23 protein-coding genes and 3 pseudogenes are annotated in these 25,684 nt (G+C 61.6%); 15 read left to right on the top strand and 11 right to left on the bottom strand.

Translation table 11 applies throughout. The annotated features are described in order from the left end of the window. From AB5S05_RS20465 to AB5S05_RS20455, 3 genes are all read right to left on the bottom strand, one after another. Positions 1-745 (bottom strand): citrate/2-methylcitrate synthase (locus AB5S05_RS20465; protein ID WP_369289369.1); only part of this gene is annotated, 745 nt, incomplete at its 3' end. A 47-nt stretch (positions 746-792) separates the two neighbouring features. Next, positions 793-1,689: a methylisocitrate lyase gene (gene prpB, locus AB5S05_RS20460; protein WP_369289368.1), complete on the bottom strand. Its 897-nt coding sequence runs from the start codon at positions 1,687-1,689 to the stop codon at positions 793-795. A gap of 857 nt (positions 1,690-2,546) precedes the next feature. Continuing rightward, on the bottom strand, positions 2,547-3,560 hold the full coding sequence (locus tag AB5S05_RS20455; RefSeq protein WP_369289367.1) for an AraC family transcriptional regulator: 1,014 nt from the start codon (positions 3,558-3,560) through the stop codon (positions 2,547-2,549). A gap of 168 nt (positions 3,561-3,728) precedes the next feature. Between AB5S05_RS20455 and AB5S05_RS20450 the strand changes: the two genes are divergently transcribed. The 6 genes from AB5S05_RS20450 (at position 3,729) to AB5S05_RS20425 (ending at position 11,230) form a co-directional block, all read left to right on the top strand. Continuing rightward, positions 3,729-4,913: an acetyl-CoA C-acyltransferase family protein gene (locus tag AB5S05_RS20450; RefSeq protein ID WP_369289366.1), complete on the top strand. Its 1,185-nt coding sequence runs from the start codon at positions 3,729-3,731 to the stop codon at positions 4,911-4,913. A gap of 22 nt (positions 4,914-4,935) precedes the next feature. Next, complete coding sequence (locus AB5S05_RS20445; RefSeq protein ID WP_369289365.1) at positions 4,936-5,787, top strand: 3-hydroxybutyryl-CoA dehydrogenase; 852 nt, start codon at positions 4,936-4,938, stop codon at positions 5,785-5,787. A 50-nt stretch (positions 5,788-5,837) separates the two neighbouring features. Next, a complete protein-coding gene (locus AB5S05_RS20440; RefSeq protein ID WP_369289364.1) occupies positions 5,838-6,515 on the top strand; it encodes a TetR/AcrR family transcriptional regulator in 678 nt (225 codons plus the stop codon). A 48-nt stretch (positions 6,516-6,563) separates the two neighbouring features. Beyond that, positions 6,564-8,342: an acyl-CoA dehydrogenase C-terminal domain-containing protein gene (locus tag AB5S05_RS20435; RefSeq protein WP_369289363.1), complete on the top strand. Its 1,779-nt coding sequence runs from the start codon at positions 6,564-6,566 to the stop codon at positions 8,340-8,342. Positions 8,343-8,629: 287 nt separating this feature from the next. Continuing rightward, complete coding sequence (locus tag AB5S05_RS20430) at positions 8,630-10,291, top strand: fatty acid--CoA ligase (protein ID WP_369289362.1); 1,662 nt, start codon at positions 8,630-8,632, stop codon at positions 10,289-10,291. Between the two features lie 60 nt (positions 10,292-10,351). Continuing rightward, positions 10,352-11,230 carry a cache domain-containing protein gene (locus tag AB5S05_RS20425; protein WP_369289361.1) on the top strand — a complete coding sequence of 293 codons (879 nt, stop codon included), beginning with the start codon at positions 10,352-10,354 and terminating at the stop codon, positions 11,228-11,230. A gap of 267 nt (positions 11,231-11,497) precedes the next feature. Here the strand turns inward: AB5S05_RS20425 and AB5S05_RS20420 are convergent, their stop codons facing one another. The 6 genes and pseudogenes from AB5S05_RS20420 to AB5S05_RS20395 all read right to left on the bottom strand — a co-directional run bounded on the left by AB5S05_RS20420 (position 11,498) and on the right by AB5S05_RS20395 (position 15,604). Continuing rightward, entirely contained in the window at positions 11,498-12,307 is an 810-nt protein-coding gene (locus AB5S05_RS20420) for a hypothetical protein (protein ID WP_369289360.1), read from the bottom strand. Between the two features lie 174 nt (positions 12,308-12,481). Then, positions 12,482-12,679 (bottom strand): annotated as a pseudogene (locus AB5S05_RS22270) (IS110 family transposase); the annotation flags it as partial. A gap of 629 nt (positions 12,680-13,308) precedes the next feature. Beyond that, entirely contained in the window at positions 13,309-14,217 is a 909-nt protein-coding gene (locus AB5S05_RS20410) for a hypothetical protein (protein ID WP_369289359.1), read from the bottom strand. Between the two features lie 201 nt (positions 14,218-14,418). Beyond that, on the bottom strand, positions 14,419-14,781 hold the full coding sequence (locus tag AB5S05_RS20405) for a hypothetical protein (protein ID WP_369289358.1): 363 nt from the start codon (positions 14,779-14,781) through the stop codon (positions 14,419-14,421). Positions 14,782-14,946: 165 nt separating this feature from the next. Next, positions 14,947-15,096 carry a hypothetical protein gene (locus AB5S05_RS20400; RefSeq protein WP_369289357.1) on the bottom strand — a complete coding sequence of 50 codons (150 nt, stop codon included), beginning with the start codon at positions 15,094-15,096 and terminating at the stop codon, positions 14,947-14,949. Between the two features lie 223 nt (positions 15,097-15,319). After that, a complete protein-coding gene (locus AB5S05_RS20395; RefSeq protein ID WP_369289356.1) occupies positions 15,320-15,604 on the bottom strand; it encodes a hypothetical protein in 285 nt (94 codons plus the stop codon). Positions 15,605-15,823: 219 nt separating this feature from the next. On the opposite strand from AB5S05_RS20395, the gene AB5S05_RS20390 reads away from it, so the two are divergent. Then, entirely contained in the window at positions 15,824-15,973 is a 150-nt protein-coding gene (locus AB5S05_RS20390; protein WP_369289355.1) for a hypothetical protein, read from the top strand. A 260-nt stretch (positions 15,974-16,233) separates the two neighbouring features. On the opposite strand, the pseudogene AB5S05_RS20385 reads toward AB5S05_RS20390, so the two are convergent. Beyond that, positions 16,234-16,320, bottom strand: a pseudogene (locus tag AB5S05_RS20385) (Txe/YoeB family addiction module toxin); the annotation flags it as partial. 214 nt (positions 16,321-16,534) lie between these two features. Next, a pseudogene (locus AB5S05_RS20380) lies at positions 16,535-16,738 on the bottom strand (site-specific integrase); the annotation flags it as partial. A gap of 210 nt (positions 16,739-16,948) precedes the next feature. Here AB5S05_RS20380 and AB5S05_RS20375 point away from each other — a divergent pair. The 8 genes from AB5S05_RS20375 to AB5S05_RS20340 all read left to right on the top strand — a co-directional run bounded on the left by AB5S05_RS20375 (position 16,949) and on the right by AB5S05_RS20340 (position 25,655). Then, a complete protein-coding gene (locus tag AB5S05_RS20375; protein WP_369289354.1) occupies positions 16,949-17,719 on the top strand; it encodes a substrate-binding periplasmic protein in 771 nt (256 codons plus the stop codon). A 347-nt stretch (positions 17,720-18,066) separates the two neighbouring features. Continuing rightward, the gene (locus AB5S05_RS20370) at positions 18,067-18,909 is read left to right on the top strand and encodes an IclR family transcriptional regulator (protein ID WP_369289353.1); all 843 of its coding nucleotides are present in this window, start codon (positions 18,067-18,069) and stop codon (positions 18,907-18,909) included. Positions 18,910-19,162: 253 nt separating this feature from the next. Beyond that, positions 19,163-20,116 (top strand): AraC family transcriptional regulator, encoded by a 954-nt coding sequence (locus tag AB5S05_RS20365; RefSeq protein ID WP_369289352.1) that lies wholly within the window; start codon positions 19,163-19,165, stop codon positions 20,114-20,116. A gap of 219 nt (positions 20,117-20,335) precedes the next feature. Then, complete coding sequence (benA, locus tag AB5S05_RS20360; protein ID WP_369289351.1) at positions 20,336-21,697, top strand: benzoate 1,2-dioxygenase large subunit; 1,362 nt, start codon at positions 20,336-20,338, stop codon at positions 21,695-21,697. Next, positions 21,698-22,186: a benzoate 1,2-dioxygenase small subunit gene (gene benB / locus AB5S05_RS20355; protein ID WP_369289350.1), complete on the top strand. Its 489-nt coding sequence runs from the start codon at positions 21,698-21,700 to the stop codon at positions 22,184-22,186. Positions 22,187-22,321: 135 nt separating this feature from the next. Continuing rightward, a complete protein-coding gene (gene benC / locus AB5S05_RS20350; RefSeq protein WP_369289349.1) occupies positions 22,322-23,332 on the top strand; it encodes a benzoate 1,2-dioxygenase electron transfer component BenC in 1,011 nt (336 codons plus the stop codon). Between the two features lie 128 nt (positions 23,333-23,460). After that, positions 23,461-24,237, top strand: a complete 777-nt coding sequence (locus AB5S05_RS20345) for a 1,6-dihydroxycyclohexa-2,4-diene-1-carboxylate dehydrogenase (protein WP_369289348.1) — start codon at positions 23,461-23,463, stop codon at positions 24,235-24,237. A gap of 80 nt (positions 24,238-24,317) precedes the next feature. Beyond that, positions 24,318-25,655, top strand: coding sequence for an MFS transporter (locus AB5S05_RS20340; RefSeq protein ID WP_369289347.1), 1,338 nt, complete (start codon positions 24,318-24,320; stop codon positions 25,653-25,655). The last annotated feature ends 29 nt before the right edge of the window (positions 25,656-25,684 follow it).

Here is a 25,684-nt window from a genome sequence, read left to right as displayed (position 1 = left end):
TGTCGTAGCGCTTCTGGATCTCGAAGGCCACCTCGTTGGCACCGCCATGCTTGGGCCCGCGCAGCGCGCCGATGGCGCCGGCGATGCAGCTGTACATGTCCGAGCCGGTACCGGCGATCACCCGCGAAGTGAAGGTGGAGGCGTTGAACTCGTGCTCGGCGTAGAGGTTCAGCGAGGTATGCATGGCACGCACCCAGGAGGCACGCGGCTTCTCGCCGTGCAGCAGGTGGAGGAAGTGGCCACCGATGGAGTCGTCGTCGGTCTCCACCTCGATGCGCTTGCCGTTATGGCTGAAGTGGTACCAGTACAGCAGCATCGAGCCCAGCGAGGCCATCAGCTTGTCGGCGATGTCGCGGGCGCCCGGGTGGTTGTGGTCGTCCTTCTCCGGCGACAGGCAGCCGAGCACGGAGACGCCGGTGCGCATCACGTCCATCGGATGGGCCGACGGCGGCAGCTGCTCCAGCGCCGCCTTCAGCGCCGCAGGCAGGCCGCGCAGGGCCTTGAGCTTGGTTTTGTAGGCCGTCAGCTCGGCGACGTTGGGCAGCTTGCCGTGCACCAGCAGGTGAGCGATTTCCTCGAACTCACAGTGGTTGGCAAAGTCGAGAACGTCATAACCACGGTAGTGCAGGTCGTTGCCGGTGCGGCCGACGGTGCACAGCGCGGTATTGCCGGCGGCAGTGCCACTCAGGGCCACCGACTTCTTCGGCTTGAAAGTCGGGGTGGCAGTCTCTGGGGTAGTGCTCATCATTCTGTCTCCTTATCAATACCGTTACGGGGCCGTCTGCGGGCCGCTTATTTCTTGGCGGCAAACAGCGCGTCGAGGTGCTGTTCGAAGGCGTGGTAGTTGATGCGATCGTAGAGCTCCATGCGGGTCTGCATGGTGTCGATCACGTTCTTCTGGGTGCCGTCGCGGCGCAGCGCGGTGTAGACGTTCTCGGCGGCCTTGTTCATGGCACGGAACGCCGAAAGCGGGTACAGCACCAGGGACACGTCGACGCCGGCCAGCGCCTCGGTGGTGTACAGCGGGGTGGCGCCGAACTCGGTGATGTTGGCCAGGATCGGCGCCTTGATGCGGTCGGCGAAGGTCTTGTACATCGCCAGCTCGGTGATCGCTTCCGGGAAGATCATGTCGGCACCCGCCTCGATGCAGGCTTCGGCGCGATCCAGGGCGGACTCCAGGCCCTCGACCGCCAGCGCGTCGGTGCGCGCCATGATCACGAAGCTGTCGTCGGTGCGCGCATCCACCGCCGCCTTAATCCGGTCGACCATCTCCTGTTGGGTAACGATTTCCTTGTTCGGCCGATGACCGCAGCGCTTGGCGCCGACCTGGTCCTCGATATGGATGGCCGCGGCGCCGAACTTGATCATCGACTTGACGGTGCGCGCCACGTTGAACGCCGAGCTGCCGAAGCCGGTGTCGACGTCCACCAGCAGCGGCAGGTCGCACACATCGGTGATCCGCCGCACGTCGGTGAGCACGTCATCCAGGCCGGTGATGCCCAGGTCCGGCAAGCCCAGGGAGCCTGCCGCGACACCGCCGCCGGACAGGTAGATGGCCTTGAAGCCGGCGCGCTGGGCCAGCAGCGCATGGTTGGCATTGATCGCGCCGACCACCTGCAGGGGATGTTCGGCGGCAACCGCATCGCGAAAACGCTGGCCGGGGCTGCGCTGACTGGAAAGCTGACTCATGACTCACCTCGGGGTTTGACTGACTGCTGGGTGCCCTTGGTAGGGGCGATAGATGGTGCGTTGAAACGTGAAGCGGGGTGGCCCACTCAAGCTTTTAATCATGACTACATGCTTGTGACTCGCCGAATCTGCTCATGGGGACCGTTCTGTCTGCCAGCGCCACCTGATGGTCAGATCCGATCCGTCGGCTACCGAGCCGATCCGCGATGCCGCCTAGAAGATTGTCGACACATTCTGATGTTTTGCGAAAAATACGCAGCAAAAACGGTTGCGTCAATCAATTATTTGAAACACTGTTGACAATCGTGGTTGGAAGGGGGTGCGCGAGTCCTTGCCTTGCATCGGCCGAGATGAGCCAAGGGCAAAGCCTAGGGATGTTGGGGGAGGCGTCTGATACGGGGAGGAAAAATGCCTGCCGGCTTTCGGAAGAGGGAAATGTGTCAACAACTCTCTTGATTGCGGCCTGTTGTTCTGCCTGCAGTGTTGTGGTCAATGAATTCTGAACATTGGTATAGGTTTATCCGGCCAGTGATTCAGCTTTCAGCGGCGTTTTGAATCCGTTGTAGCTTTGGGGTTCTACCCCATTTTCCAAGCATGTATCCGCGGGCTGGTTAATTACACCAGCGCAACTGGTGACACTGTTCGCCTTGTCGAACCTGTGGATGGCGCGCCGGCATTTTCTGAACGCCGCAGGAGAGGTAAGCCTGTATTGAGGCAAATGCCCGCCGCCAGGTGCTCGAGACGGCTAAAAAGCTTGGAAAGATCGGATGATCTGAGTGCTTGGGATCGGTTGGCCTCTTTCAAGAATCAGCAGGTACTGAGGTCAGGCAAAAATATGGGGCTACTTCGGACCATCCCTAGTCGCTGTTGCGCCATTTCATCCGATAGCTGCCGGGGCTGTCGCCGGTCCATTGCTTGAATGCCCGGTGGAATGCGCTGGCCTCGCGGAAGCCTGCTTTCTCGGCAATCGACGCGATACTCAACTCACTGTTGCGCAGGCAGTCGAAGGCAATCGCACGGCGTACTTCATTCTTCAACTCCTGAAATGAGAAGCCCTCGCGTTGCAACTGGCGGCGGAAGCTGGCGACACTCGTGGTCCGTTCGGCCGCCAACTCGGGCAGGGTCGGCCATTGCTCGTAGCTGCAATGTCGCAGCGCCTTGTACACCCAGGCACTGAGTCCCTGGCGATTGCTGAAACGGACGATCAGCCATTGCGGTGAGGTGCGCAAAAAACTTTTCAGCGCCGGTAAATCCTGCACCACCGGCAATTGTAGATAATTGGCGGCGAACTCGATTTCGGTGTGGCTCGCCTCATAGGAAAGGTTTGGCCCCCAGAAAAGATGGTCATCGCCATGCTCAGGTCGCGGATGACCGAACTGGGAGCGATCAACGGGAATACGCCGTCCTGCCAGCCAACACAGCAGGCCCAGTACTGCGCTCAGATAGATTTCCTCGGCGACGCTACGCACCAACGGGTCTTGCTGTCGGTTGTGCAGAAGGATCACCGCTCGATCTCCGTGCAGCGACAGTTCGCCCTGAATGTCTCTTATGAACAGGCGCAAGCTGCTCAGGCACTGACGCAAGGCCTGACCGAGGGTGTCCGTCTGGATCAGGCCACGGGATATCAGGGCGAAGCTACCCTGAGGCATGCCGTGCGAGTCATAGCCAAGGAACTCGTCGTCCAATTCTTGTGCCACAGCCAGCCACAGAGCGGCGAATTGCGTGGCGGGGACGCGAGTGTTGGATGCTGAAAGTAATGGCTCGGAGATGCCCGCCTGCAGCAGAACCTGGGAAAGGCGCTGCGGGTCATCACGCAGCCCGTAGAGGGCGGCCCGGACAAAATACATGGCCACCGAGTCCTTTTCCTGCATGGCACTCGCTCGTTGCGGGTTGTAATCGGGGTTGCAAAAAGCATCAGGCAAAGCGGTCATTTTCGGCATAGGCAGGGGGCGCGTCGCTCCCTAGTCTAACGCGCTGTGACGGTCTTGCACCCATCCTTCTCTTGCATCCTCAAGATGCCAGCGCCCTAGGAGTCTCCCATGTCCAATCCTGATGTTTTCATCGTTAGCGCCGCCAGAACCGCGATCGGCTCCTTCGGCGGCTCGCTCAAGGATGTAGCGCTGGCCGATCTGGCCACCACCGCGGTCAAGGCCGCTCTGCACCGCAGCGGCTGCGACGCCTCTCGGGTGGGGCACCTGGTGATGGGCACGGTCATTCCCAGCGAGCCGCAGGATGCCTATCTCTCCCGAGTGGCGGCCGTCAACGCGGGCATTCCCAAGGAAAGCCCGGCCTTCAACGTCAACCGCCTCTGCGGTTCCGGGCTGCAGGCCATCGTGTCGGCGGCACAGAGCTTGCGGCTGGGCGACTGCGACATCGCCGTTGGTGCGGGCGCCGAATCCATGAGCCGCGGTGCCTATCTGTTGCCCGGCGCCCGCTGGGGGGGGCGCATGGGCGATATGAAAGCCGTCGACTACATGCTCGGCATCCTGCATGACCCCTTCCACAATATTCACATGGGGGTCACCGCGGAGAACATCGCCGAGCGCATGGGCATCAGCCGCGAGACTCAAGATGCACTGGCCCTGGAGAGCCAGCAGCGAGCGGCTCGGGCCATTGCCGAGGGACGTTTTCTCGGCCAGATCGTCCCGGTCGAACTGAAGACCCGCAAAGGCGTGCATTTGTTCGAGGTCGACGAGCATGTACGCGGGGAGACCACTCTGGAACAGTTGGCGCAGATGCGCACGGCATTTAAGCGGGACGGTACGGTAACCGCCGGCAACGCCTCGGGACTCAATGACGGCGCCGCCGCGGTGGTCATGGCCAGCGCGACTGCGGTCCAGCGCGACGGGCTGCGCCCTCTGGCGCGCTTGGTGAGCTACGCCCATGCCGGCGTAGAGCCGGAGCTGATGGGCCTGGGACCAATTCCGGCGACCCGTCTGGCCCTGCAGCGCGCAGGCCTGAAGGTTTCCGACCTAGATGTCATCGAGTCCAATGAAGCCTTTGCTGCTCAAGCCTGTGCGGTATCCCGCGAACTGGACTTCGACCCGGCCAAGGTCAATCCCAATGGATCGGGAATTTCCCTTGGCCATCCGGTCGGCGCCTCTGGAGCGGTCATCGTCACCAAGGCTATTCACGAACTGCAGCGTATCCAGGGCCGCTACGCCTTGGCGACCATGTGCATCGGCGGTGGCCAGGGCATCGCGGCAATCTTTGAACGCGTCTGAACGGCACTGACAGGTGAACAGCATGCATCAGGAAAGGATTGGCGTGGTCGGCGCCGGGATCATGGGTAGCGGCATCGCCCAGGTGTGCGCCCTGGCCGGTTTCCAGGTGACCCTGGTGGACGTCGCCGTGGTGGCGCTGGACGAAGCCCGCAGCGTCATCGCCGACGGCCTGGAAAGGCAGGTGCAGAAGGGCATGCTGAGGGCCGAGCAGCGTGAGTCGAGCCTGGAACGGATCAGCACCTCGACCGATTACACCAGTCTGGCCAGTGCCAGCCTGGTGATCGAGGCGGCCACCGAGAATCTCGAACTCAAGCTGCGCATCCTCGAACAGCTCAGTGCCCAAGTCGATGCCCAGGCGATCATCGCCAGCAACACCTCGTCGCTGTCGATCAGTCAGCTCGCTGCGCGGGTCAGCCACCCAGAGCGGTGCATCGGTCTGCACTTTTTCAACCCGGTGCCGCTGATGGCGCTGGTGGAGGTGATCCGCGGTGTGCAGACCAGCGATAGCTGCCAGGCGCATACCCTGGCCTTCGCCGAGCGCATCGGCAAGGTCGCCATCAGCGCCGGTAATCGTCCGGGATTTGTGGTCAATCGCATCCTGGTACCGATGATCAACGAGGCCATCTTCGTCCTGCAGGAGGGCTTGGCCAGCGCCGAGGATATCGACACCGGCATGAAGCTGGGGTGTGGCCAGCCCATGGGGCCGCTGGCGCTGGCCGACCTGATCGGCCTGGATACCCTGCTGGCGATTCTGGAAGCATTCCAGCGTGAGTTCGGCGATCCCAAGTACCGCCCGGCGCCGCTGCTGCGCGAGTTGGTGGCGGCCGGTCGCCTCGGCCGCAAGAGCGGCGAAGGCTTTCATCGCTATCCCTGATCCGTTGCCGGGTACTGAGCGCTGTCGGGTGCGCCAAGGAGTCCATCGTCATGAATACCAAGCGCAAAACCAGTCACGACTGTCCCGATCGGACAGATGATGCGTCGCTGGCGCGGATCGAGCAGATTCGCAGCAAGGCCCTGGAGCTGTTCGCCGAACGTGGGTTCTCTCAGGTCGGCATGCGCGAACTGGCCCTGCGCCTGGGAATTGGCGCCGGCTCGTTCTACCACCATTTCGTTAGCAAGGAGCAAATGCTCTTCGAACTGATCGAGGAGCTCTATGAGGACCTGCACGACGCGGCGACGCTGACCCGCGCGGGCTCGGCCACGCAGCGCCTGGAAGGCCTGCTGCGGGCGCATATCGCACTGCATGAGCGGCGCAGCTTGCATTTCCTCATGGCTGAACAGGAGCTGCGCAACTTGTCGCCGGCGCACTACCAGCAGATTCGCCAGATGCGCGAGCAGTATGAAAGCGAACTCTTGTCTCGCCTGCGTGCAGCTGGCGCTCAAGCACCCGAGACGGTGCTCAGGGCCTGTGTGGAGGCCACCGTGACCTGGCTCAACAGCCTGTCGATCTCCGGCGCTGCCAGCGAACTGGACACCACACAAAGGCTGGCCCTGACCCATGACATGGTCATGGGAGCTTTGTCTGGCGTGCTACCAGCGGCAGGTCGTAACGGCTCAATCGTCGTGGCATTGCAAGCCGTTGCTGCTGCCCAGCAAGCCTGAACCCTCCTTCCATTGGGCCACCGCCCTTTTTACCAGAGAGATTCAATCATGGCTGACTACCAAGCCCCCCTGCGCGACATGCGCTTCGTGCTCAATGAAGTGTTCGAAGTCTCCAAGCTGTGGAGCCAATTGCCTGCCCTGGCCGAAGTGGTGGACGAAGACACCGCCAATGCCATCCTCGAGGAAGCCGGCAAGGTCACCGCCGGAGTGATCGCGCCGCTCAACCGCAGCGGCGACGAGGAAGGCTGCAGCTGGGACAACGGCAAGGTCAAGACCCCGGCCGGCTTCCCCGAGGCCTACCAGACCTACGCCGAGGGCGGCTGGGTCGGCGTCGGCGGTGATCCGGTGTTCGGCGGCATGGGCATGCCCAAGGTGATCTCGGCCCAGGTCGAGGAAATGGTCAACTCGGCCAACCTGTCGTTCGGTCTGTACCCGATGCTGACCGCCGGCGCCTGCCTGTCGATCAACGCCCACGCCAGCGAAGAGCTGAAGGAAAAGTACCTGCCGAACATGTATGCCGGCACCTGGGCCGGCTCCATGTGTTTGACCGAGCCCCACGCCGGTACCGACCTGGGCATCATTCGCACCAAGGCCGAACCCCAGGCCGACGGCAGCTACAAGATCAGCGGCACCAAGATCTTCATCACCGGCGGCGAGCACGACCTGACCGAGAACATCATCCACCTGGTGCTGGCCAAGCTGCCGGACGCGCCGGCCGGGCCCAAGGGCATCTCGCTGTTTCTGGTGCCCAAGTTCATGGTCAATGCCGACGGCTCGCTGGGCGAGCACAACGCGCTGTCCTGTGGCTCGATCGAGCACAAGATGGGCATCAAGGCCTCGGCCACCTGCGTGATGAACTTCGACGGCGCCACCGGCTGGATCGTCGATGCGCCGAACAAGGGCCTGGCGGCCATGTTCACCATGATGAACTACGAGCGCCTGGGCGTCGGCATCCAGGGCCTGGCCACCGGCGAGCGTTCCTACCAGAGCGCCATCGAATACGCCCGTGAGCGCATCCAGAGCCGCGCGCCGACCGGCCCGCAGGCCAAGGACAAGGCCGCCGACCCGATCATCGTCCATCCGGACGTGCGCCGCATGCTGCTGACCATGAAGGCGCTGAACGAAGGCGGCCGCGCCTTCTCCAGCTACGTCGCCATGCAACTCGACACCGCCAAGTTCAGCGAGGACCCGGTAACCCGCAAGCGCGCCGAGGAGCTGGTCGCCCTGCTGACCCCGGTGGCCAAGGCCTTCCTCACCGACATGGGCCTGGAAACCACCCTCCACGGGCAGCAGGTGTTCGGCGGCCACGGCTTCATCCGCGAGTGGGGCCAGGAGCAGCTGGTGCGCGACTGCCGCATCACCCAGATCTACGAGGGCACCAACGGCATCCAGGCCCTCGACCTGGTCGGGCGCAAGGTGATCGGTAGCGGCGGCGCCTTCTACAAGCACTTCGCCGAAGAGATCAAGGTCTTCACCGATTCGGCCGACAGCAGCCTGGCGGAGTTCACCGAGCCGCTGAAAGCCGCTATCGCCAACCTCGAGCAGATGACCGCCGACCTGCTGGAGCGGGCCAAGGCCAACCCCAACGAGATCGGCGCCGCCTCGGTCGAGTACCTGCAGGTGTTCGGCTACACCGCCTACGCCTACATGTGGGCGCTGATGGCACGCGCCGCCCTGGGCAAGGAAGGCCAGGACGACTTCTACGCCAGCAAGCTGGGCACCGCGCGCTTCTACTTCGCCCGCATCCTGCCGCGCATCCACTCGCTCAGCGCCTCGGTCAAGGCCGGCAGCGAGAGCCTGTACCTGCTGGACGCCGCGCAGTTCTAAGCGCTTTGCGTTAAGCAAAAGCCCCGGCCAAGTGCCGGGGGCTTTCCTTTCTCGGCGGCGCTTTCTCGCTCAGAACGCCTCGGAACGTTCGTGGGAACAGCGCGAGCTTGTCACTAAATGAGTAGTTTTTGACACGGAATGTAAAGCTGCCAGGAGGGTGGCTATTTACTGTTTGTCCTATTGAGCGGACGGCCGTTTCGCGGCGATGAGCCTTGTGTGTGCAAGTACGTGAGTACCCTGCGCTCGCATAACCAAAAAATCAGAAGACCAAAGTTGGGAAAATGATCATGGCGAAGACAAAAATAATTCCGCCGGCGCCAGGCGCATACGACTATCCGCTGCTGATCAAGCGCCTGCTGTTGTCAGGCGTGCGATACCAGCCCGATCAGGAAATCGTCTACGCCGATAAGCTGCGCTACAACTACCGCACCCTCAACGAGCGCATCCAGCGCCTGGCCAATGCACTGACGGCGGCGGGGGTAAAGGCCGGCGACACGGTGGCCCTGCTGGACTGGGACAGTCATCGCTCGCTGGAGTGCTTCTTTGCCGTGCCGATGCTTGGGGCGGTGCTGCACACCGTGAATATCCGCCTGTCGCCGGAGCAGGTCGTCTACACCATGAACCATGCCAAGGATGATTATGTCCTGGTGCATGACGACTTCCTGCCGCTGCTGACGCAGATCCACGCTGAGCTGCCCACCGTCAAGGGCTATGTTCAGCTGAGCGACAGCGTCGCCCAGCCCGCCGAGTTGCCATTGCTGGGGGAGTACGAGGCGTTGCTGAGCCAGGCCGACGCCAGCTTCGAGTTCCCCGATTTCGACGAGAACTCGGTCGCCACCCTGTTCTACACCACAGGCACTACCGGCAACCCGAAGGGCGTGTACTTCACGCATCGTCAACTGGTGCTGCATACCCTCAATGAACTGGGTACCTTCGCAGCCTATGAGGGCCAGCCGCTGCTGCGCTCCAACGACGTCTACATGCCGATCACCCCGATGTTCCACGTGCATGCCTGGGGCGTGCCCTATGTGGCGACAACGCTTGGCGTCAAGCAGGTGTATCCGGGTCGTTATGAACCGAACATGCTGGTCCGCCTGTTCCGCGCGGAAAAAGTGAGCTTCTCGCACTGCGTGCCAACCATCCTGCAGATGCTCCTCGAATGCGAGGAAGGCCAGCGCACCGATTTCGCCGGCTGGAAGATCCTCCTGGGAGGCAGCGCGGTGACACTGGGCCTGGCCGGCCAAGCGGCCGGGAAGGGCATGCGCATGCATGTTGGCTACGGCATGTCCGAGACTTGCCCGCTGCTGTGCATGACCCACCTGCGGGAGGAGGAACTGGCATTGCCGATGGACCAGCAGCTGCCCCTGCGTATCAAGACCGGCGTACCTATCCCGTTGGTCGACCTGCGCATCGTCGATGCCGGCGGCAACGACGTGGCGCACGATGGCGAGGCGCTGGGCGAGGTCGTGGTGCGCGCCCCCTGGCTGACCCAGGGCTATCTGGGCGAGCCGCAAAAGGGCGCCGAACTCTGGGATGGCGGCTGGCTACACACCGGAGATATGGCCTCGATCGACGGTCGCGGAGTGGTGGAGATCAAGGACCGCATCAAGGACGTGATCAAAACCGGTGGCGAGTGGATCAGTTCGCTGGAACTGGAGAGCCTGATCAGCTCGCATGCGTCGGTTAATGCAGTCGCGGTGGTGGGGATTCCCGACGAGCAGTGGGGGGAACGCCCCATGGCGTTGGTGGTCTGCAAACTGGGCGAAAACCTCGACCGCCAGGCGATTGAAGCGCACCTGTTGCAATTCGTCGAAAGCGGACGGATCAACAAATGGGCGATTCCCCGGACGATCCGCTTCGTCACCGACATTCCCAAGACTAGCGTCGGCAAGATCAACAAAAAGCTGATCCGCGAAACCGCACTGGTCGAGGCTGGATCACAGGGCTGAGGCATGAGCCACGGCGCTGACGACTCGAAGCAACAAGCAACGCTGAAACGAGGAGGCCACATGTTCGATTTGATTCGCATGAGCACTCTACTGGCCGTGTTGGCTCTGCCGATACTGGGCGTGGCAGCAGAGAGTCCAGCGCCAGCAACTGCCAGTTCACGCTACAGCGCAGATGAGCAGGAAGCTCGAAGTCTGCTGGAAAAGGCGGTGGCCTATTACCGACAGGAGGGCGACCAGGCGCTGGCGGCGTTCAGTCGCGAGGGGCCGTTCACCGTCGGTAATCTGTATGTCTTCGTTGTCGACCGCCAGGGCACTTTGGTCGCCAGCGGCGGCCCCTCCCTGATGTTGCTGGGCCAGGATATCGGCGTGGTCGTCGGCGAAGCGGATCGTGCCAGGCTTCTGCGCCTGGCCGAGGAGGGCGGCGAGGCGGAGGTGGCGGAACTGGAGTATCCCTTTACCGACTGGAGTCTCGGCGGCGTGGTTGCGCGCAAGCATTCGTTTTTCCAACGCGTCGGCGACCACATCCTTGGCGTCGGTTACTACATGGCGCGCGCGGAAGCCGGCCAGGCGCAGCAACTCCTCGAACGAGCCTCCCAGGCGATCGCACGCCAGCCGCAGGAAACCCTGGATGCTATCAACGCCCATGACAAGCACTACCTGCAGGATGATCTCTACGTGTTTGCCGTGGATCTGCAGAGCAAACGCTTCGTTGCCCACGGTTATAACCAGCGCCTGGTGGGCAGCGACTTTGCTACTCTGGCCACGCCGGATGGCAAGCGCATCGGTCAGGCGATGCTCGACATAGCCGAGCAGAAGGGAATGGGTGAATACGATTACCTGTGGCGCAACCCGGTGACCCTGCAACTTGAACCCAAGCGCGCGTTTATCCGCCGGGTCGGCCATTACTTGGTGGCTGTGGGCTACTACATGAAGCAGTAACATGCCTAACCATGGAGTCCTCTGTGGTCGGGTACGCGCGCCCCAATCTCCGGCGACCATTTCTTTCCGAAGTGGAAGCAGGGCGTCTGGTAACAGGCTCGTCACCCGCACTTAGGCGGGATCGGCTAGGGCGGTGTAGCCGAATCAGTTCTGCATCAGATGAATACGCAGCATGGCCAGCAGCGAATAGGCGGGGCGGCCACGAGGAACTCGGGTGGTGGGATCGACGTATTTCACCAGATTCGGGAAGTGTCTTTCAGAGTGCCCCTAAGGGGCAGTGGAACTCGGAGCGGCTGTCAGAGGAGGGTCTACTTGAAGAGGTGGCTCTACACCCGGAAACTGTACTGTGGCGCGGGCGCGAAAATAGTCGCGCAACTGTTGTTCGTAAATTGCGCGCTGGCTGACGCTGTACAACGTCAACAGGATATCGGGCGCCTGCGCCAAGCGTCGCGCGGCTGCATCAATGCGCGCAGCCATGGTCCTTCCCCACGCAGTACGCGGGCAGTACAGGCCAGCGGTAATGAGTGTCTGGCTCTCCGCCATGGGCAGGCTGACCAGTGGCTCTGACAGCGGCGCGATTCGGCTGTACTGCTCGGTGATCACCGGGAACTCAAAGGTGTAGTCCAAACGTCGATGGCTGATCATAGCCATCAGGTTTACGTTCAATGAGGGGCTGCCGAGGATTTCGATGCTGCCCTTGGTAACACCGGCTTTGATCAGATCCTGCAATTCAAGCGGGTAGGCACGGGTGGGTGAGATACCTCCCCGCAAAGGCAGATCCAGCAGCTTTAGCAGACTGATCTTGCCGTTCTCGATTGCTGACTCAGGCAGGCTCTCCAACCGGATAACGAGCTCCATTGGCGGCACCGGCAGGTACTCAATGAAATAGCCCACGTCGTCTCGCTCGCGGCGTCTCAGCATGGTCATTGAACATATCGGACTTCCGCTGGCAAGTTCCCGTTCGAGGCGCCTCACGCTGCTGGCGCGATGCTGGTGCGTTAACTCGGGAAGCTCCCGCTCGAGCAAGCGCTGGGCGTCGAGAACGAAGCCCTCACCGGGTTCGTCGAGTTGCACCATAACCGCGCCCGGTAGCGGTATCAGCGCCCAGGTGAGGACTTCGGCATGGCAGGGGTTTATGCACAGTGGCAGGCAGAACAGTACTAGAAAACGAGCTATTGATATTTGCATTTTGAGTTATTTCTCGTAAACGCAGATATGCGTCCAGCAACTGCCCAAGTTTAGCCTTTTCAAGGTGGTCTGTCGGGCGGTACTCCAGCGACTCAAGTCGGTGCCACACTCGGCGATCAAACGCAACGCCAAGTAGGGCCCAATGCCACGGTTCTGGGTAAGGTCGACGCCGACCAACTGGTAGAGCAAGGTGTGGATGTCGAAGTTGAGGGCATTCGGCTGTCGCGTACGGTGCCGTGGCTTCGGCAGCGGTGAGCCGGGTAAGCGCTGAAGCCGCGGGCCTTCCGTTCAATAAGAGTGAACACAACCAAGCACTGCGACGATTGTTGAGCGGCCGGAGCAAATCCTCAGTCGAGCTCAATCACCAGAACATTAGCGCTGTGCTCGATGCACTGGGGCTTCCCTACATCAACGGCTAAAAACCCAGAGGCAATAGCCAACTGCTGCTCCGTAAACCCGTACAAGCGTATTTACTGAAAAATCGGCAGGAGGTGGGCTCCATCGTCGATGCGCTAGAGGAAGTAAAACTTCCCAGCGAAAAGTCCTACCTAGCAGCCCTAGTAGAAGCACCAAGCAGCGCGCTTTGCCCTCGGTGCTCTCCCTGGATAAATCGCTTCATTGGCGCACCCGCCGATTTCGAATTCATCAAATCACAGCAAGGTCGATGCCAACGTTTACACAGTCTGGGTCATTAGCAGCCGTTAGCAACGGGCTGTTCTCGACCCAGTCCGGACGTTCGTCGGTTTAGGCTCCCAATGGCAGGAGCGAGCGGACGGAGAGCCCTGCTTTTGTCCGAGAGCACTTGGTCCGAAGTGGACAGGCGACCGTATCGGGTTACAGCCAAAAAGAGGAGGTTCAATTGATCGGGTGGCTGATCATCATCTCGTGACTTAAAAAACTAGGCCGGCCGGAACTCCGATACCGGTAAAGCTCCATTTCGGATTTTCGGTAATCAGGTAGACCAGATTGGTAGGTTTTTTCGAGGCGAGCACTTTGCTTAGCTGCTCTGGGGTGGTTCGAGTCGTCTCGTCCTTGGGAGTACGAAAGGAGACTTGCACAGAAAAAATATGTGCCGGGTATCCGCCCAGCTGCTTGGGTGCAAAGCCCTTTACGTATTCTGCCTGGCTGCGCTGTAGCAGCGCTTGCACACGTCCTTCCTCTCCTTTCGGTGTAGGAACTTTCAGAAACACGTTCCAGGTACGGGTGATTTCTACTGGCTCTCGATATTGTGGTAATGCGGTTATGCTGTTCTCTATGTCGTCCCAGCACGCTCGAATGGCGCGGTCGGCGTCGTAGCCCTCGACGGTTTTGAAACACAGAATGCTGGAGAAGGAGTAACGCGGGTCTTTTTGGGAATTATCAGGCCCAGCAAGGGCGCCGGCGAGGGCTAATGTCGACATGCCACCTTGACCGACAGCTAAATCCGCCAAATTTCCCGAGATGGACTTACCATACTGCATCGCCGTTGCAACAGTTGTTGCAGGCGGCATGTTGCGATACATCTCGGCGTGTTCGGCGCTTGCCCCGTTAGCCGCTGCTACGGTGAAGTGCCCCTGTGGCATTGCTTGCAGGCTGGGGTAGCCGTGCAATGCCATCACCATCGCAGTTTGATCCTTGTGCAGTGAAAGATCCTGACTTTGCTTGTTAGCGTAAAACAGGGTACCGAAGCTCGGCTGGTGGTAGCCAACCACGGTACCTTTGTAATCGATGCGTGACTCACCTGGTAGAGGAATATAGTTAGTGACGCAGCCGGAGAGGGATATGAGTGCCACTGTGGCGCTGGCGAGCTTGATTGTCATTGGGTTTCCTTAATATAGAGATGAGTGTTCAGGGGCGCTCTACACATTGTCTGTAGTCGTAGGAGGCGGGTACTCAAAGCAGGCGCTTACTTCCGCCTATTAACTGCGATGACGGGTATCCCGGTCTCTATGTAAGTTAGTTATTAGTTGGCATTAGAGGGCGGCTCTGGAAAACGGCAGAACATGATGAGCGAATGCTTTTCAGATAATGCCAGAGCCCAAAGTGTTGTCGAGGCTAGCTATGTCGAAAGTATTTCCCGCTACGTCAATTACGTCATTCAGCATCGGGAAGCCGGTGGCTGGATTGATATCGGGGCTGGAGCATTCAAAAGATAAATTTTGGGTAGGCCACTCAATGAGTTCAGAGTGGGTTTCAGGTATTTCTTCAATACTCCAAAACTCTGCCAGTAGGTCGAGATGTTCATTGGCTACTAGCGGGAAAAAATCCAGCATGTCGTGAATGACCAGCGCATGTCCTGGCTTTGGGTAGATGATGGTTTTGTAGCCATTACTAGATTTTGTGCTGAAAAAACGGCTGGCAAGTTTGCTGATAAGGTTCTTCATAATGCTGTTTTCTCTACTGATGATCCCCGATTAAGGGGGCCAGAGGTATCTGGCATTTCCAGTCTCCAGCAATTTTGAAATTTGCAAGTCGAGAGGGGCAATGAAGTAGCACAGTGCTTGCTTGTCAGGGGCGCAATCTGTCCGGTGTCGACTCACGCTTGTTATTCAGTGTTTTTTGCGAATTTTTCCCTTGAAGATGACATGCTCCATTTTGGCTGCCATCTTGCGATCAAGGTGCTTGGTAATAGGTATCCCAATAGCCGCAGTGAGCAGCAAGAACGTGGGTACGCCGATAATTACATAGAGCAATTCCATGGTTTCCTCGAAATTTGTAATGAGGAGCTATTGACCGGAGCCTGATCAATAGGCACGCCCCGGTTACCTGCCAACTGGTAGAGGCATTCAGGAGTGCAACTCGGACGAGTAATCAAGTGTTCATCCGCAAGGCCGTCGCTGCACACTGTGGAATGTCGATGTGGTTGATACGCGAGGGCGGTGGCACAGAGTTTTGACCTACAGGCATTGAGCACGAGTATGTCTAGCGGTAGCTGCGATAAAGCGAGGTGTTGCATTGATTACATTTGTGCAGGCGGCGAGCATCATGTCTCTCTTCCCAGCCAAGTTGACGAATGCTGCGCGATCCACAGTGATGACAGGTGGGGCCAGACTTTCTTCCGCCAGGCGTGGTTTTTCTCAGATAGAGCTCGACATCGGGATACCGCAGCCATTTCTGGTGGGCCTGTTTTGCATAGATGCTTTCTTGCTTCCAGAGCCAATAAATGAGTCCGGGAATAGCCAAGATCAACCCAGTCAGTAGGATCATTTTTTCCCCTTGGCCCCGACTGCCGGGGCTCATTGCGTTAGTGACAATGACTAGTCTCCATGTATTCCGAATAGTGCAAGGGGGAGGCAGGTGCTGATCGGGGAGGTGGTTTCGACCTCGGGGCTCAGGGCTTGGGGCGTACCCTTAATGCCAGCTGTAGTGGCATGGCTACAGTTATGTAAAACTCAAGACACCTCCACCCAAGATAGGAGAGCCCAGATGAAAGGCTTTTTCTGTGAGTTTAAGGTTGCAGCTGCACAGGCACCGGCCATCTTTTTTGCTCCGTTGCTTGGTGCGATCCGGGGAGTGAAGAGCCAGTGGGCCTTTCAGCGTGGTCAAGCAACGGCTTTGCCAACAGTCAAGAAATGAGAGGATATTGCCCATGATTTATGCCTGCTGGTTTGGGGCAGATTTGGGGCAAAACCCTGCCTCTTTACACCGCTACTGACCGCATAGGCAGACTGCAGTGTTGGAAAACAGCGGCCCTGAGCGGTCTCGATGTATATCTGTAAGGGTTCGAATCCCTCCTTCGCCGCCAGACCTCAATGCAAAAAGCCCCGAAAACATAAGAGTTTCAGGGCTCTTGCTTGTCTGGGCTATGAACTGTCGACGATTTGTCGAAGACGCTGTTATTCGTAGTGCGACCAGAGCCTGAGCACCTCTACCGCCTGCTCTTCATGCAACACCTGATACACCAAGCGATGCTGGATGTTGATTGTTGAGTCGAGTTTCGTGGGGGGCTACGGGCAGGGCTAGATCTAGTACGCCGTTACTCAAGTGATACCAATTTTGATACCAATCAGTGAGTTTGAGTGAGTACTCATGTGGCCGTAACCCGTATGTTTCCTGCTCATACCTATCCACGTGCCCCCATTGCTTATCGCATGGTGATGTTAGCGGTGGAGATCAAGGGGCTTACCTATCAATAACTTAGAGCAGCCAGGAGTTGCTTGATACGGATCTGATACCGATATCGAGCTTTTCCAGTGCGTTCCAATTGGAGCTTGAATTGATCCAGCGGGCATACGTAGAAAGCAGCATCTGCACGTGAGGGCCGAGCTGCTGGGATATGAATGCGGGGTTTAGGCCAGATATTTGGCGCATTGTCGCATAGGTGCGGCGACAGTTGTACGGTAGGGCGATCGCGGACACCTGACTAGCCGGTTTTGGCCCTTTGCACGTTCGATCCGTTGCGGTAGTGCATCTTGGGTGGAGGCCACTTCCTCGTTACTGCTCAGCCAATGTTACGGCCGCGCCGCCGCACCCGGGGGCGCGAGGACATCGATACGCGGCCCAGTGCACAGGGCTAAGCTACAGCCATTGCCAGCTGCCGAGGGCATCGCCTTGCGCTCGTTGCTTTATTGCCGGTTGTCGATCTTTCTCCTGGGCCTGTGGCTGCCGCTGTCACTGCCGGCCGAGCCGTTGCGCCTGTATTCCCAGGAGTATCCACCGGTAAACTTCAGTATCGCCGGAGAGCCGGCCGGTATGGCGGTAGACCTGGTGCGCGAACTGGCCCGGCGTAGCGATCAGCCGATCACCCTGGAGATGGTGCCTTGGGCACGTGCCTACCGGGAGGTTCTGACTCAGCCCAATGCCGGGCTCTTCGTGACGATGCGCACCGCAGAGCGCGAGAACCTGTTCCAGTGGGTGGGGCCGATCACGGTGAACATCACCAGCTTCTACGGGCTGAGCCGTTCGGCGCCGCGCATCGACAGCCTGGACGATGCCCGCCACCACGGCGAGATAGCCATACCGCGCGACTGGTATAGCCATCAGCTGTTGCTCGCCGAGGGCTTCAGCAACCTGCGCCCGGTCCCCGGACCGGACATGGTGGTGCAGATGCTCAAGCACGGGCGGGTGAAGCTGATGGTAATGGACAACCTCGGACTGCCGGCGTACCTGGCCCGCGGCGGACTGGACGAAGACGAGGTGAAGCTGCTGTTCAGCTTCCTGCGCAGCTACAGCTACATTGCCTTCTCTTCGCAGACGGCCCCCGCGCTGGTTGCCCGCTGGCAGGCGGAGCTGGACGGCATGAAGCGCGACGGCAGCTTCGCGGCAATTCATCAAAAGTGGTTGCTGGGTGCGGAGATGCCCGGCCTGCGGGCACTGCCCTGACATAGCGGATGAGCATGGACCAGCATCATCCGCTGGTTATACAGAATCACTTACGCCCCTAACGGCGCAATCAAATGGGTATGTGGGAAAGCATGGCGCCCGTTCCTGAGCGACATTCAACCAGGGACGGGGCGTATTTCTCTTCCTGCCGGGGCTTGGAACGGCAGGGGAAAGGGTTCCGCTTCGCGGGCAGAACCCTGCGCGATCTGCAGTAGGTACCTGGCGGTAGCCGTCACCTGGTTAGGCGGGTGCGAGGTTGTCGGCGAGAAAGCGAGGGTAAATTGCGATTATCGGGCTTTGGTTCGATAATCGCTCGTCATTCGATCCTGCGCAGTCCCGGAGGCCTTATGAGCGAAGCGCGACCACCCCAGTCGTCCCTGGCACCGCCACCCTTTGTGTCGCCGGCCCAGCGCATCGCCGAGTTCGCCGGCGATCCGAACTTCATGGCCTCCCTGGCCCGCGGTCTGGCGGTGATCAATGCCTTTCAGGAGCGTAAGCGCCACCTGACCATCGCCCAGATCAGCCACCGCACCGAGATTCCCCGCGCCGCGGTGCGTCGCTGCCTGTATACCCTGATGAAGCTGGGCTATGCGACCACCGACGGGCGCACCTATTCACTGTTGCCCAAGGTGTTGACCCTGGGCCATGCCTACCTGTCGTCGACACCGCTGGCGGTTTCGGCGCAGCCCTACCTCGACCGCATCAGCGAACAGCTGCACGAGGCCTGCAACCTGGCCACCCTGGAAGGCGAGCAGGTGCTCTATATTGCCCGCTCGGCGATTCCCCAGCGCCTGATCTCGGTGGACCTCAGCGTCGGCAGCCGGCTGCCGGCCTATTGCACCTCCATGGGCCGCATTCTGCTCGCGGCGCTGGACGACGACAGCCTGCACGACTACCTCAATCACGCCGACCTGCAGGTCAAGACCAGTCGCACCCTGCACACCCCCGAAGCCCTGTGGGAGTGCCTGCAGCAGGTGCGCGAGCAGGGCTGGTGCATCGTCGATCAGGAGTTGGAGCAGGGCCTGCGTTCGCTGGCCGTGCCGGTGTACGACTCGGCCGGGCATGTGCTGGCGGCGATGAACGTCAGCACCCATGCCGGGCGGGTGCCGGCCAGCGAACTGGAGAAACGCTTCCTGCCGATCATGCTCGCCGCCAGCCGCGAGCTGAGCAGCCAGCTGTTCCGGCCCTGACGCGGGGCTGCAATGCGCAGATTCCGTGCGGTTATCGGTCGCCGGAGCCTTCTGCCTTGGTCGAATTCTTTAAGCTGTTACAGGCGCTATGCTCACCACAGGCGCCGAATGCCGCGTGCCGCCTACCGGGACCGTTGATCGGCGCGGGCCACGGCCCGGATGATTTGGCGGTATGAATATAAAGACCTGTGAGCGGCTGCCTTGCCTGTGCCGACTCCCAGCGTCAGACAAAACTATAAGAGCATCCTCAGAGATGGACAGTCGCCTGCTCAACGAGAAGAGTCGGATTTTTCTCAATGCCGACCCCTATGCGGTTTCCGACTACGTGAATCAGCACGTCGGCTCGCATTGCATTCGTCTGCCCAGCAGCGGCCACCCCGAGGCCAGCCTCAGCCACCGCACCTTCGGCAGCCTGGACCTGTGCCGGATCAGCTATGGCGGCAGCGTGCGGGTCACTTCGCCGGCGCTGGAGACCATCTACCACCTGCAGATCCTCCTGCAGGGCCACTGCCTGTGGCGCGGGCGCGGCGAGGAGCACTTCTTCACCCCCGGCGAGCTGCTGCTGATCAATCCGGACGATCCGGTCGACCTGACCTATTCGGACGACTGCGAGAAGTTCATCGTCAAGCTGCCCTCGACCTTCCTCGACCGGGCCTGCACGGAAAACCACTGGCGCCGGCCGGCCGACGGCATCCGCTTCGGCGCGCGCCACGACCTCAGCCAGCTCGACGGCTTCATCAACCTGCTCGGCCTGGTCTGCGACGAGGCCGAAGGCGCGCAGCAGATCCCCCAGGTGCAGGAGCAGTACACGCGGATCATCGCCACCAAGCTGCTCGGCCTGCTGGCCAACAACGTCAGCCGCGAGGAGTGGGGCGAGAGCTGCCCGTCGTTCGAGCGGATCGTCCAGTACATCGAGGACAACCTCAAGCAGGACATCGGCCTGGAACAGCTGGCCGAGGTGGTGCGCATGAGCCCGCGCTCGCTCTACGCGCTGTTCGAGCGACATGCCGGCACCACGCCCAAGCACTACATCCGCAACAGGAAGCTGGAGAAGGTGCACGCCTGCCTGATCGACCCCACCGCCAAGGTGCGCAACGTCACCGAGGTGGCCCTGGACTACGGCTTCCTGCACCTGGGGCGCTTCTCCGAGAGCTACAAGAACAACTTCGGCGAACTGCCCTCGGACACCCTGCGCCGCCGCGGCTAGAGCACTGCAGCGCTTGACCCCGCGACGCCTCAGTCGCGCCTGATCCTCCCCCCACAAGTCCCGCCGCGCCTGGCGTTGCCCGTGCTCGCGCGGCGACCGTTGGTCCGCAATCGCCGTTCTGCAGAAAACGGATAGTGGTCGCGCACAAACTGGATATTGTCCGACAGTCCCGCGCCGTAGCCTTGATTCCGTTGAAACAATAATAACGGAGCCACGGCGATGAACCTGGGATTCGAATACCTTGATAGCCTGCTGGAAGAAAACAAGGACGAGGGCATCTACCGCTGCAAGCGCGAGATGTTCACCGACCCTCGGTTGTTCGACTTGGAGATGGAACACATCTTCGAAGGCAACTGGTTGTACCTGGCCCACGAGAGCCAGATCCCCGAGAAGAACGATTACTACACCACCACCATGGGGCGTCAGCCGATCTTCATCGCGCGCAACAAGGATGGTGAGCTGAATGCATTCATCAATGCCTGCAGCCACCGTGGCGCCATGCTCTGCCGTTTCAAGAGCGGTAACAAGGCGACCTACACCTGCCCGTTTCACGGCTGGACCTTCAACAACTCGGGCAAACTGCTCAAGGTCAAGGATCCCAAGGACGCCGGCTACCCGCAGAGCTTCGACTGCGACGGCTCCCACGACCTGAAGAAGGTCGCCCGCTTCGAATCCTACCGTGGCTTCCTGTTCGGCAGCCTGAACGATCAAGTAGCGCCACTGCAGGACTTCCTCGGTGAGTCGAAGAAGATCATCGACATGATCGTCGACCAGTCCGCCGACGGCCTGGAAGTGCTGCGCGGCTCCAGCACCTATGTCTACGAAGGCAACTGGAAGCTGCAGGCCGAGAACGGCGCCGACGGCTACCACGTCACCGCGGTGCACTGGAACTACGCCGCCACCCAGCAGCAGCGCAAGCTCAAGGAAGCCGGCGACGACATCCGCGCCATGAGCGCCGGCGGCTGGGGCAAGAAGGGCGGTGGCTTCTACTCCTTCGAGAACGGCCACCTGCTGCTCTGGACCCGCTGGGACAACCCGGAAGACCGTCCGCTGTTCGCCGAGCGCGAGCGCCTGGCCGGCGAGTTCGGCGAAGCCCGTGCCGACTGGATGATCGGCAACTCGCGCAACCTCTGCCTGTACCCGAACCTGTACCTGATGGACCAGTTCGGCTCGCAGCTGCGCATCGCCCGGCCGCTGTCGGTGGACAAGACCGAAGTCACCATCTACTGCATCGCACCCAAGGGCGAGAGCGCCGAGGCCCGTGCCCGCCGCATCCGCCAGTACGAGGACTTCTTCAACGTCAGTGGCATGGCCACGCCGGACGACCTGGAAGAGTTCCGCGCCTGCCAGCAGGGCTTCGCCGGTCGCGCCATGGAGTGGAACGACATGTCCCGCGGCTGCGAGCACTGGGTCGAGGGCGCCGACGAGGCGGCCCGGGAAATCGACCTGAAGCCGCTGCTCTCCGGTGTACGCACCGAGGACGAAGGCCTGTTCGTGCTGCAGCACCACTACTGGCAGCAGCAGATGATCAAGGCGCTGCAAGAGCAACAGGACCAGCTGATCCACGTGGAGGGCGCGTAAATGAGCCTGACCTACGAAGCCGCGCGCGACTTCCTCTACCGTGAGGCGCGCTACCTGGACGACAAGCAGTGGGACGACTGGCTGGAACTCTACGCCAGCGACGCGACCTTCTGGATGCCGGCCTGGGACGACCGCGACCAGCTGGTGGAAAACCCGCAGACCGAGATCTCGCTGATCTGGTACGGCAACCGCAGCGGTCTGGAAGACCGGGTGTTCCGCATCCGCACCGAGCGCTCCAGTGCCACCATTCCGGATACGCGCACCTCGCACAACATCAGCAACATCGAGCTGCTCGAGCAGGCCGATGGGGTGTGCAAGCTGCGCTTCAACTGGCACACCATGAGCTTTCGCTACAAGGTCGTCGACCACTTCTACGGCACCAGCTTCTACACCCTCGACACCAGCGGGCCGAACCCGCTGATCAAGGCCAAGAAGGTGGTCCTGAAGAACGACTACGTGCGTCAGGTCATCGACGTCTACCACCTTTGAGACCCGGTTCGGAGCCCGCGCAAGGCACGAATCATGGGCGGGGAGGGCAACGGCCCTCCATGCCCGGGGTCTGCCTGCGCGATCGACGCTCCAACCGAGTTTTGACAACCGAACTGTGTTAAAGCGAGGTGTGCCATGAGCCACAAGATCGCCCTGAACTTCGAAGACGGGGTCACCCGTTTCATTGATGCCAACCTCGGCGAGACCGTCGCCGATGCCGCCTATCGCCAGGGCATCAACATCCCGCTGGATTGCCGCGACGGCGCCTGCGGGGCCTGCAAGTGCTTCGCCGAAGCCGGCCAGTACGACCTCGGCGAGGAGTACGTCGAGGACGCGCTGAGCGAGGAAGAGGCCGAGCAGGGTTATGTGCTGACCTGCCAGATGCGTGCCGAGAGCGATTGCGTGGTGCGCGTGCCGGCTTCCTCGGATGTGTGCAAGACCCAGCAGGCCAGCTACGAGGCGGCGATCAGCGCGGTGCGCCAGCTGTCCGACAGCACCATCGCCCTGTCGATCAAGGGCGAGTCGCTGAGCAAGCTGGCGTTCCTGCCGGGCCAGTACGTCAACCTCAAGGTGCCGGGCAGCGAGCAGACCCGCGCCTACTCCTTCAGCACCCTGCAGAAGGACGGCGAAGTCAGCTTCCTGATCCGCAACGTGCCGGGCGGCCTGATGAGCAGCTTCCTCACCGGCCTGGCCAAGGCCGGCGACAGCATGACCCTGGCCGGCCCGCTGGGCAGCTTCTACCTGCGCGAGATCAAGCGGCCGCTGCTGCTGCTGGCCGGCGGCACGGGCCTGGCGCCCTTCACCGCGATGCTCGAGAAGATCGCCGAGCAGGGCAGCGCGCACCCGTTGCACCTGATCTACGGGGTGACCAACGACTTCGACCTGGTCGAGATGGACAAGCTCGAGGCCTTCGCCGCGCGCATCCCCAACTTCACCTACAGCGCCTGCGTGGCCAACCCGGACAGCGGCTACCCGCACAAGGGCTACGTCACCCAGCACATCGCGCCCAAGCACCTCAATGACGGCGACGTGGATGTCTACCTGTGCGGCCCGCCGCCGATGGTCGAGGCCGTCAGCGGCTACATCCGCGAGCAGGGCATCCAGCCCGCCAACTTCTACTACGAGAAGTTCGCCGCCAGCGCCTGAAGGCTCCTTTGGTCCGCTCTCCGTTTGGCGGGCCTGTTTTATTCGCGGCGCGGGCTCCGGCCCGCGCTCTCGGGGCGCCGCTGCGTCGGTGCGTCGGTACGCCGCCACCCTTGATCGAGGTCGGGACTATGAATATGCGCTTTCAACACAAGGTCGCCGTGGTCACCGGCGCCGCCCAGGGTATCGGTCGCCGCGTGGCCGAACGCATGGCCGCGGAGGGTGCGCGGCTGCTGCTGGTCGATCGTTCCGAGCTGGTGCATGAGCTGGCCGACGAGCTGGCCGGGGTCGCCGAGGTGCTGACCCTGACCGCCGACCTCGAGCAGGCCGGCGACTGCCAGCGGGTGATGGCGGCGGCGGTCGAACGCTTCGGCCGCCTCGACATCCTGATCAACAACGTCGGCGGCACCATCTGGGCCAAGCCGTTCGAGCACTACCGCGAGCACGAGATCGAGGCCGAGGTGCGCCGCTCGCTGTTCCCCACCCTGTGGTGCTGCCACGCCGCGCTGCCGCAGATGCTCGCGCAGGGCAGCGGCGCCATCGTCAACGTCTCCTCGATCGCCACCCGCGGGGTCAATCGCGTGCCCTACGGCGCGGCCAAGGGCGGGGTCAACGCGCTAACCGCCTGCCTGGCCTTCGAGACCGCCGAGCGCGGCATCCGGGTCAACGCCACCGCCCCGGGCGGCACCGAGGCGCCGCCACGGCGCATCCCGCGCAACGCTGCCGAGCAGAGCGAGCAGGAGCAGGCCTGGTACCAGCAGATCGTCGACCAGACCCTCGGCAGCAGCCTGATGAAGCGCTACGGAACCATCGACGAGCAGGTCGGGGCGATCCTGTTCCTGGCCTCGGACGAGGCCGCCTACATCACCGGCGTGACCCTGCCGGTGGGCGGTGGCGACCTGGGCTGACCCTGATTCCCGTGGGAGCGGTGTCAGTCGCTCCCACACCTACCACGCAGTTGCGACAACAAAAACAAGAGACCGATGCCATGCGAACCCTAGACGTAAACCAAGTAATCGATAACGCGCGCTTCTCGCGCTTTCACTGGATGGTCATGGCGCTCTGCGCGCTGCTGCTGATCTTCGACGGCTACGACCTGTTCATCTTCGGCGTGGTGTTGCCGGCGATCATGCAGGAGTGGGGCCTGACCCCGCTGCAGGCCGGTGCCCTGGGCAGCTACGCGCTGTTCGGCATGATGTTCGGCGCCTTCGGCTTCGGCACCCTGGCCGACAAGATCGGCCGCAAGAAGGGCATCGCCATCTGCTTCGCGCTGTTCTCCGGCGCCACCATCCTCAATGGCTTCGCCAGCAGCCCCACCGAGTTCGGCATCTTCCGTTTCATCGCCGGCCTCGGTTGCGGCGGTCTGATGCCCAACGCCGTGGCGTTGATGAACGAATACGCGCCCAAGCGCCTGCGCAGCACCTTGGTGGCGGTGATGTTCAGCGGCTACTCGGTGGGCGGCATGCTCTCGGCCGGCGTCGGCATCTACATGCTGCCGCGCTTCGGCTGGGAGTCGATGTTCTTTGCCGCCGCCGTGCCGCTGCTGTTGCTGCCGCTGATCCTGTGGAAACTGCCCGAGTCGGTCGGCTTCCTGGTGCGCCAGGGGCGTGACCAGCAGGCCCGCGCAGTGCTGCGCAAGGTCGAGCCGGGCCTGGGGCTGGAGGCCGCCGACCAGTTGCAGATGAGCGACTCCAAGGGCCAGGGCGCGGCGGTGCTGGAGCTGTTTCGCGAGGGCCGCGGGCTGCGCACCCTGTGCCTGTGGCTGGCGTTCTTCTGCTGCCTGCTGATGGTCTACGCGCTCAGCTCCTGGCTGCCCAAGCTGATGGCCAACGCCGGCTACAGCCTGGGCTCGAGCCTGTCGTTCCTGCTGGCGCTGAACTTCGGCGGCATGGCCGGCGCCATCCTCGGTGGCTGGCTGGGCGACCGCTTCAACCTGGTCAAGGTGATGGTGGCCTTCTTCGTCAGCGCCGCACTGTCGATCAGCCTGCTCGGCTTCAACAGCCCGACGCCGGTGCTCTACCTGCTGATCTTCGTCGCCGGCGCCACCACCATCGGCACGCAGATCCTCCTGTACGCCTGTGCCGCGCAGTTCTACGGCCTGTCGATCCGCGCCACCGGCCTCGGCTGGGCCTCGGGCATCGGCCGCAACGGCGCCATCGTCGGTCCGCTGCTCGGCGGCGCGCTGCTGGGCATCAACCTGCCGCTGCAACTGAACTTCCTCGCCTTCGCCGTGCCGGGCGCCATCGCCGCCATCGCCATGGCCGTCTTCGCCATCAGCCAGCAGCGCAGCCGCAGTGCCGCGACCGGCGCGCTGGCGGCCTCCTGAACCCTATCCACAGAACCTGACCGGAAGCC

It is taken from the genome of Pseudomonas zhanjiangensis, assembly GCF_041027545.1.
Classification (GTDB): domain Bacteria; phylum Pseudomonadota; class Gammaproteobacteria; order Pseudomonadales; family Pseudomonadaceae; genus Aquipseudomonas; species Aquipseudomonas zhanjiangensis.
Note: the sequence above shows the minus strand (reverse complement) of the source record. Positions and strands in the feature narration are given on the sequence as shown.

Excerpts from the sequence above, each read along its gene's own strand:
- AB5S05_RS20405 (WP_369289358.1), bottom strand. The coding sequence starts at position 14,781 with ATGAAGAACCTTATCAGCAAACTTGCCAGCCGTTTTTTCAGCACAAAA.
- AB5S05_RS20395 (WP_369289356.1), bottom strand. The coding sequence starts at position 15,604 with ATGATCCTACTGACTGGGTTGATCTTGGCTATTCCCGGACTCATTTAT.
- AB5S05_RS20440 (WP_369289364.1), top strand. The coding sequence starts at position 5,838 with ATGAATACCAAGCGCAAAACCAGTCACGACTGTCCCGATCGGACAGAT.
- AB5S05_RS20365 (WP_369289352.1), top strand. The coding sequence starts at position 19,163 with ATGGACAGTCGCCTGCTCAACGAGAAGAGTCGGATTTTTCTCAATGCC.
- AB5S05_RS20390 (WP_369289355.1), top strand. The coding sequence starts at position 15,824 with ATGAAAGGCTTTTTCTGTGAGTTTAAGGTTGCAGCTGCACAGGCACCG.
- benA (WP_369289351.1), top strand. The coding sequence starts at position 20,336 with ATGAACCTGGGATTCGAATACCTTGATAGCCTGCTGGAAGAAAACAAG.
- benB (WP_369289350.1), top strand. The coding sequence starts at position 21,698 with ATGAGCCTGACCTACGAAGCCGCGCGCGACTTCCTCTACCGTGAGGCG.
- AB5S05_RS20435 (WP_369289363.1), top strand. The coding sequence starts at position 6,564 with ATGGCTGACTACCAAGCCCCCCTGCGCGACATGCGCTTCGTGCTCAAT.
- benC (WP_369289349.1), top strand. The coding sequence starts at position 22,322 with ATGAGCCACAAGATCGCCCTGAACTTCGAAGACGGGGTCACCCGTTTC.
- AB5S05_RS20425 (WP_369289361.1), top strand. The coding sequence starts at position 10,352 with ATGTTCGATTTGATTCGCATGAGCACTCTACTGGCCGTGTTGGCTCTG.
- AB5S05_RS20450 (WP_369289366.1), top strand. The coding sequence starts at position 3,729 with ATGTCCAATCCTGATGTTTTCATCGTTAGCGCCGCCAGAACCGCGATC.
- AB5S05_RS20400 (WP_369289357.1), bottom strand. The coding sequence starts at position 15,096 with ATGGAATTGCTCTATGTAATTATCGGCGTACCCACGTTCTTGCTGCTC.
- AB5S05_RS20420 (WP_369289360.1), bottom strand. The coding sequence starts at position 12,307 with ATGGTGCAACTCGACGAACCCGGTGAGGGCTTCGTTCTCGACGCCCAG.
- AB5S05_RS20345 (WP_369289348.1), top strand. The coding sequence starts at position 23,461 with ATGAATATGCGCTTTCAACACAAGGTCGCCGTGGTCACCGGCGCCGCC.
- AB5S05_RS20445 (WP_369289365.1), top strand. The coding sequence starts at position 4,936 with ATGCATCAGGAAAGGATTGGCGTGGTCGGCGCCGGGATCATGGGTAGC.
- AB5S05_RS20455 (WP_369289367.1), bottom strand. The coding sequence starts at position 3,560 with ATGCAGGAAAAGGACTCGGTGGCCATGTATTTTGTCCGGGCCGCCCTC.
- prpB (WP_369289368.1), bottom strand. The coding sequence starts at position 1,689 with ATGAGTCAGCTTTCCAGTCAGCGCAGCCCCGGCCAGCGTTTTCGCGAT.
- AB5S05_RS20370 (WP_369289353.1), top strand. The coding sequence starts at position 18,067 with ATGAGCGAAGCGCGACCACCCCAGTCGTCCCTGGCACCGCCACCCTTT.
- AB5S05_RS20430 (WP_369289362.1), top strand. The coding sequence starts at position 8,630 with ATGGCGAAGACAAAAATAATTCCGCCGGCGCCAGGCGCATACGACTAT.
- AB5S05_RS20340 (WP_369289347.1), top strand. The coding sequence starts at position 24,318 with ATGCGAACCCTAGACGTAAACCAAGTAATCGATAACGCGCGCTTCTCG.
- AB5S05_RS20410 (WP_369289359.1), bottom strand. The coding sequence starts at position 14,217 with ATGACAATCAAGCTCGCCAGCGCCACAGTGGCACTCATATCCCTCTCC.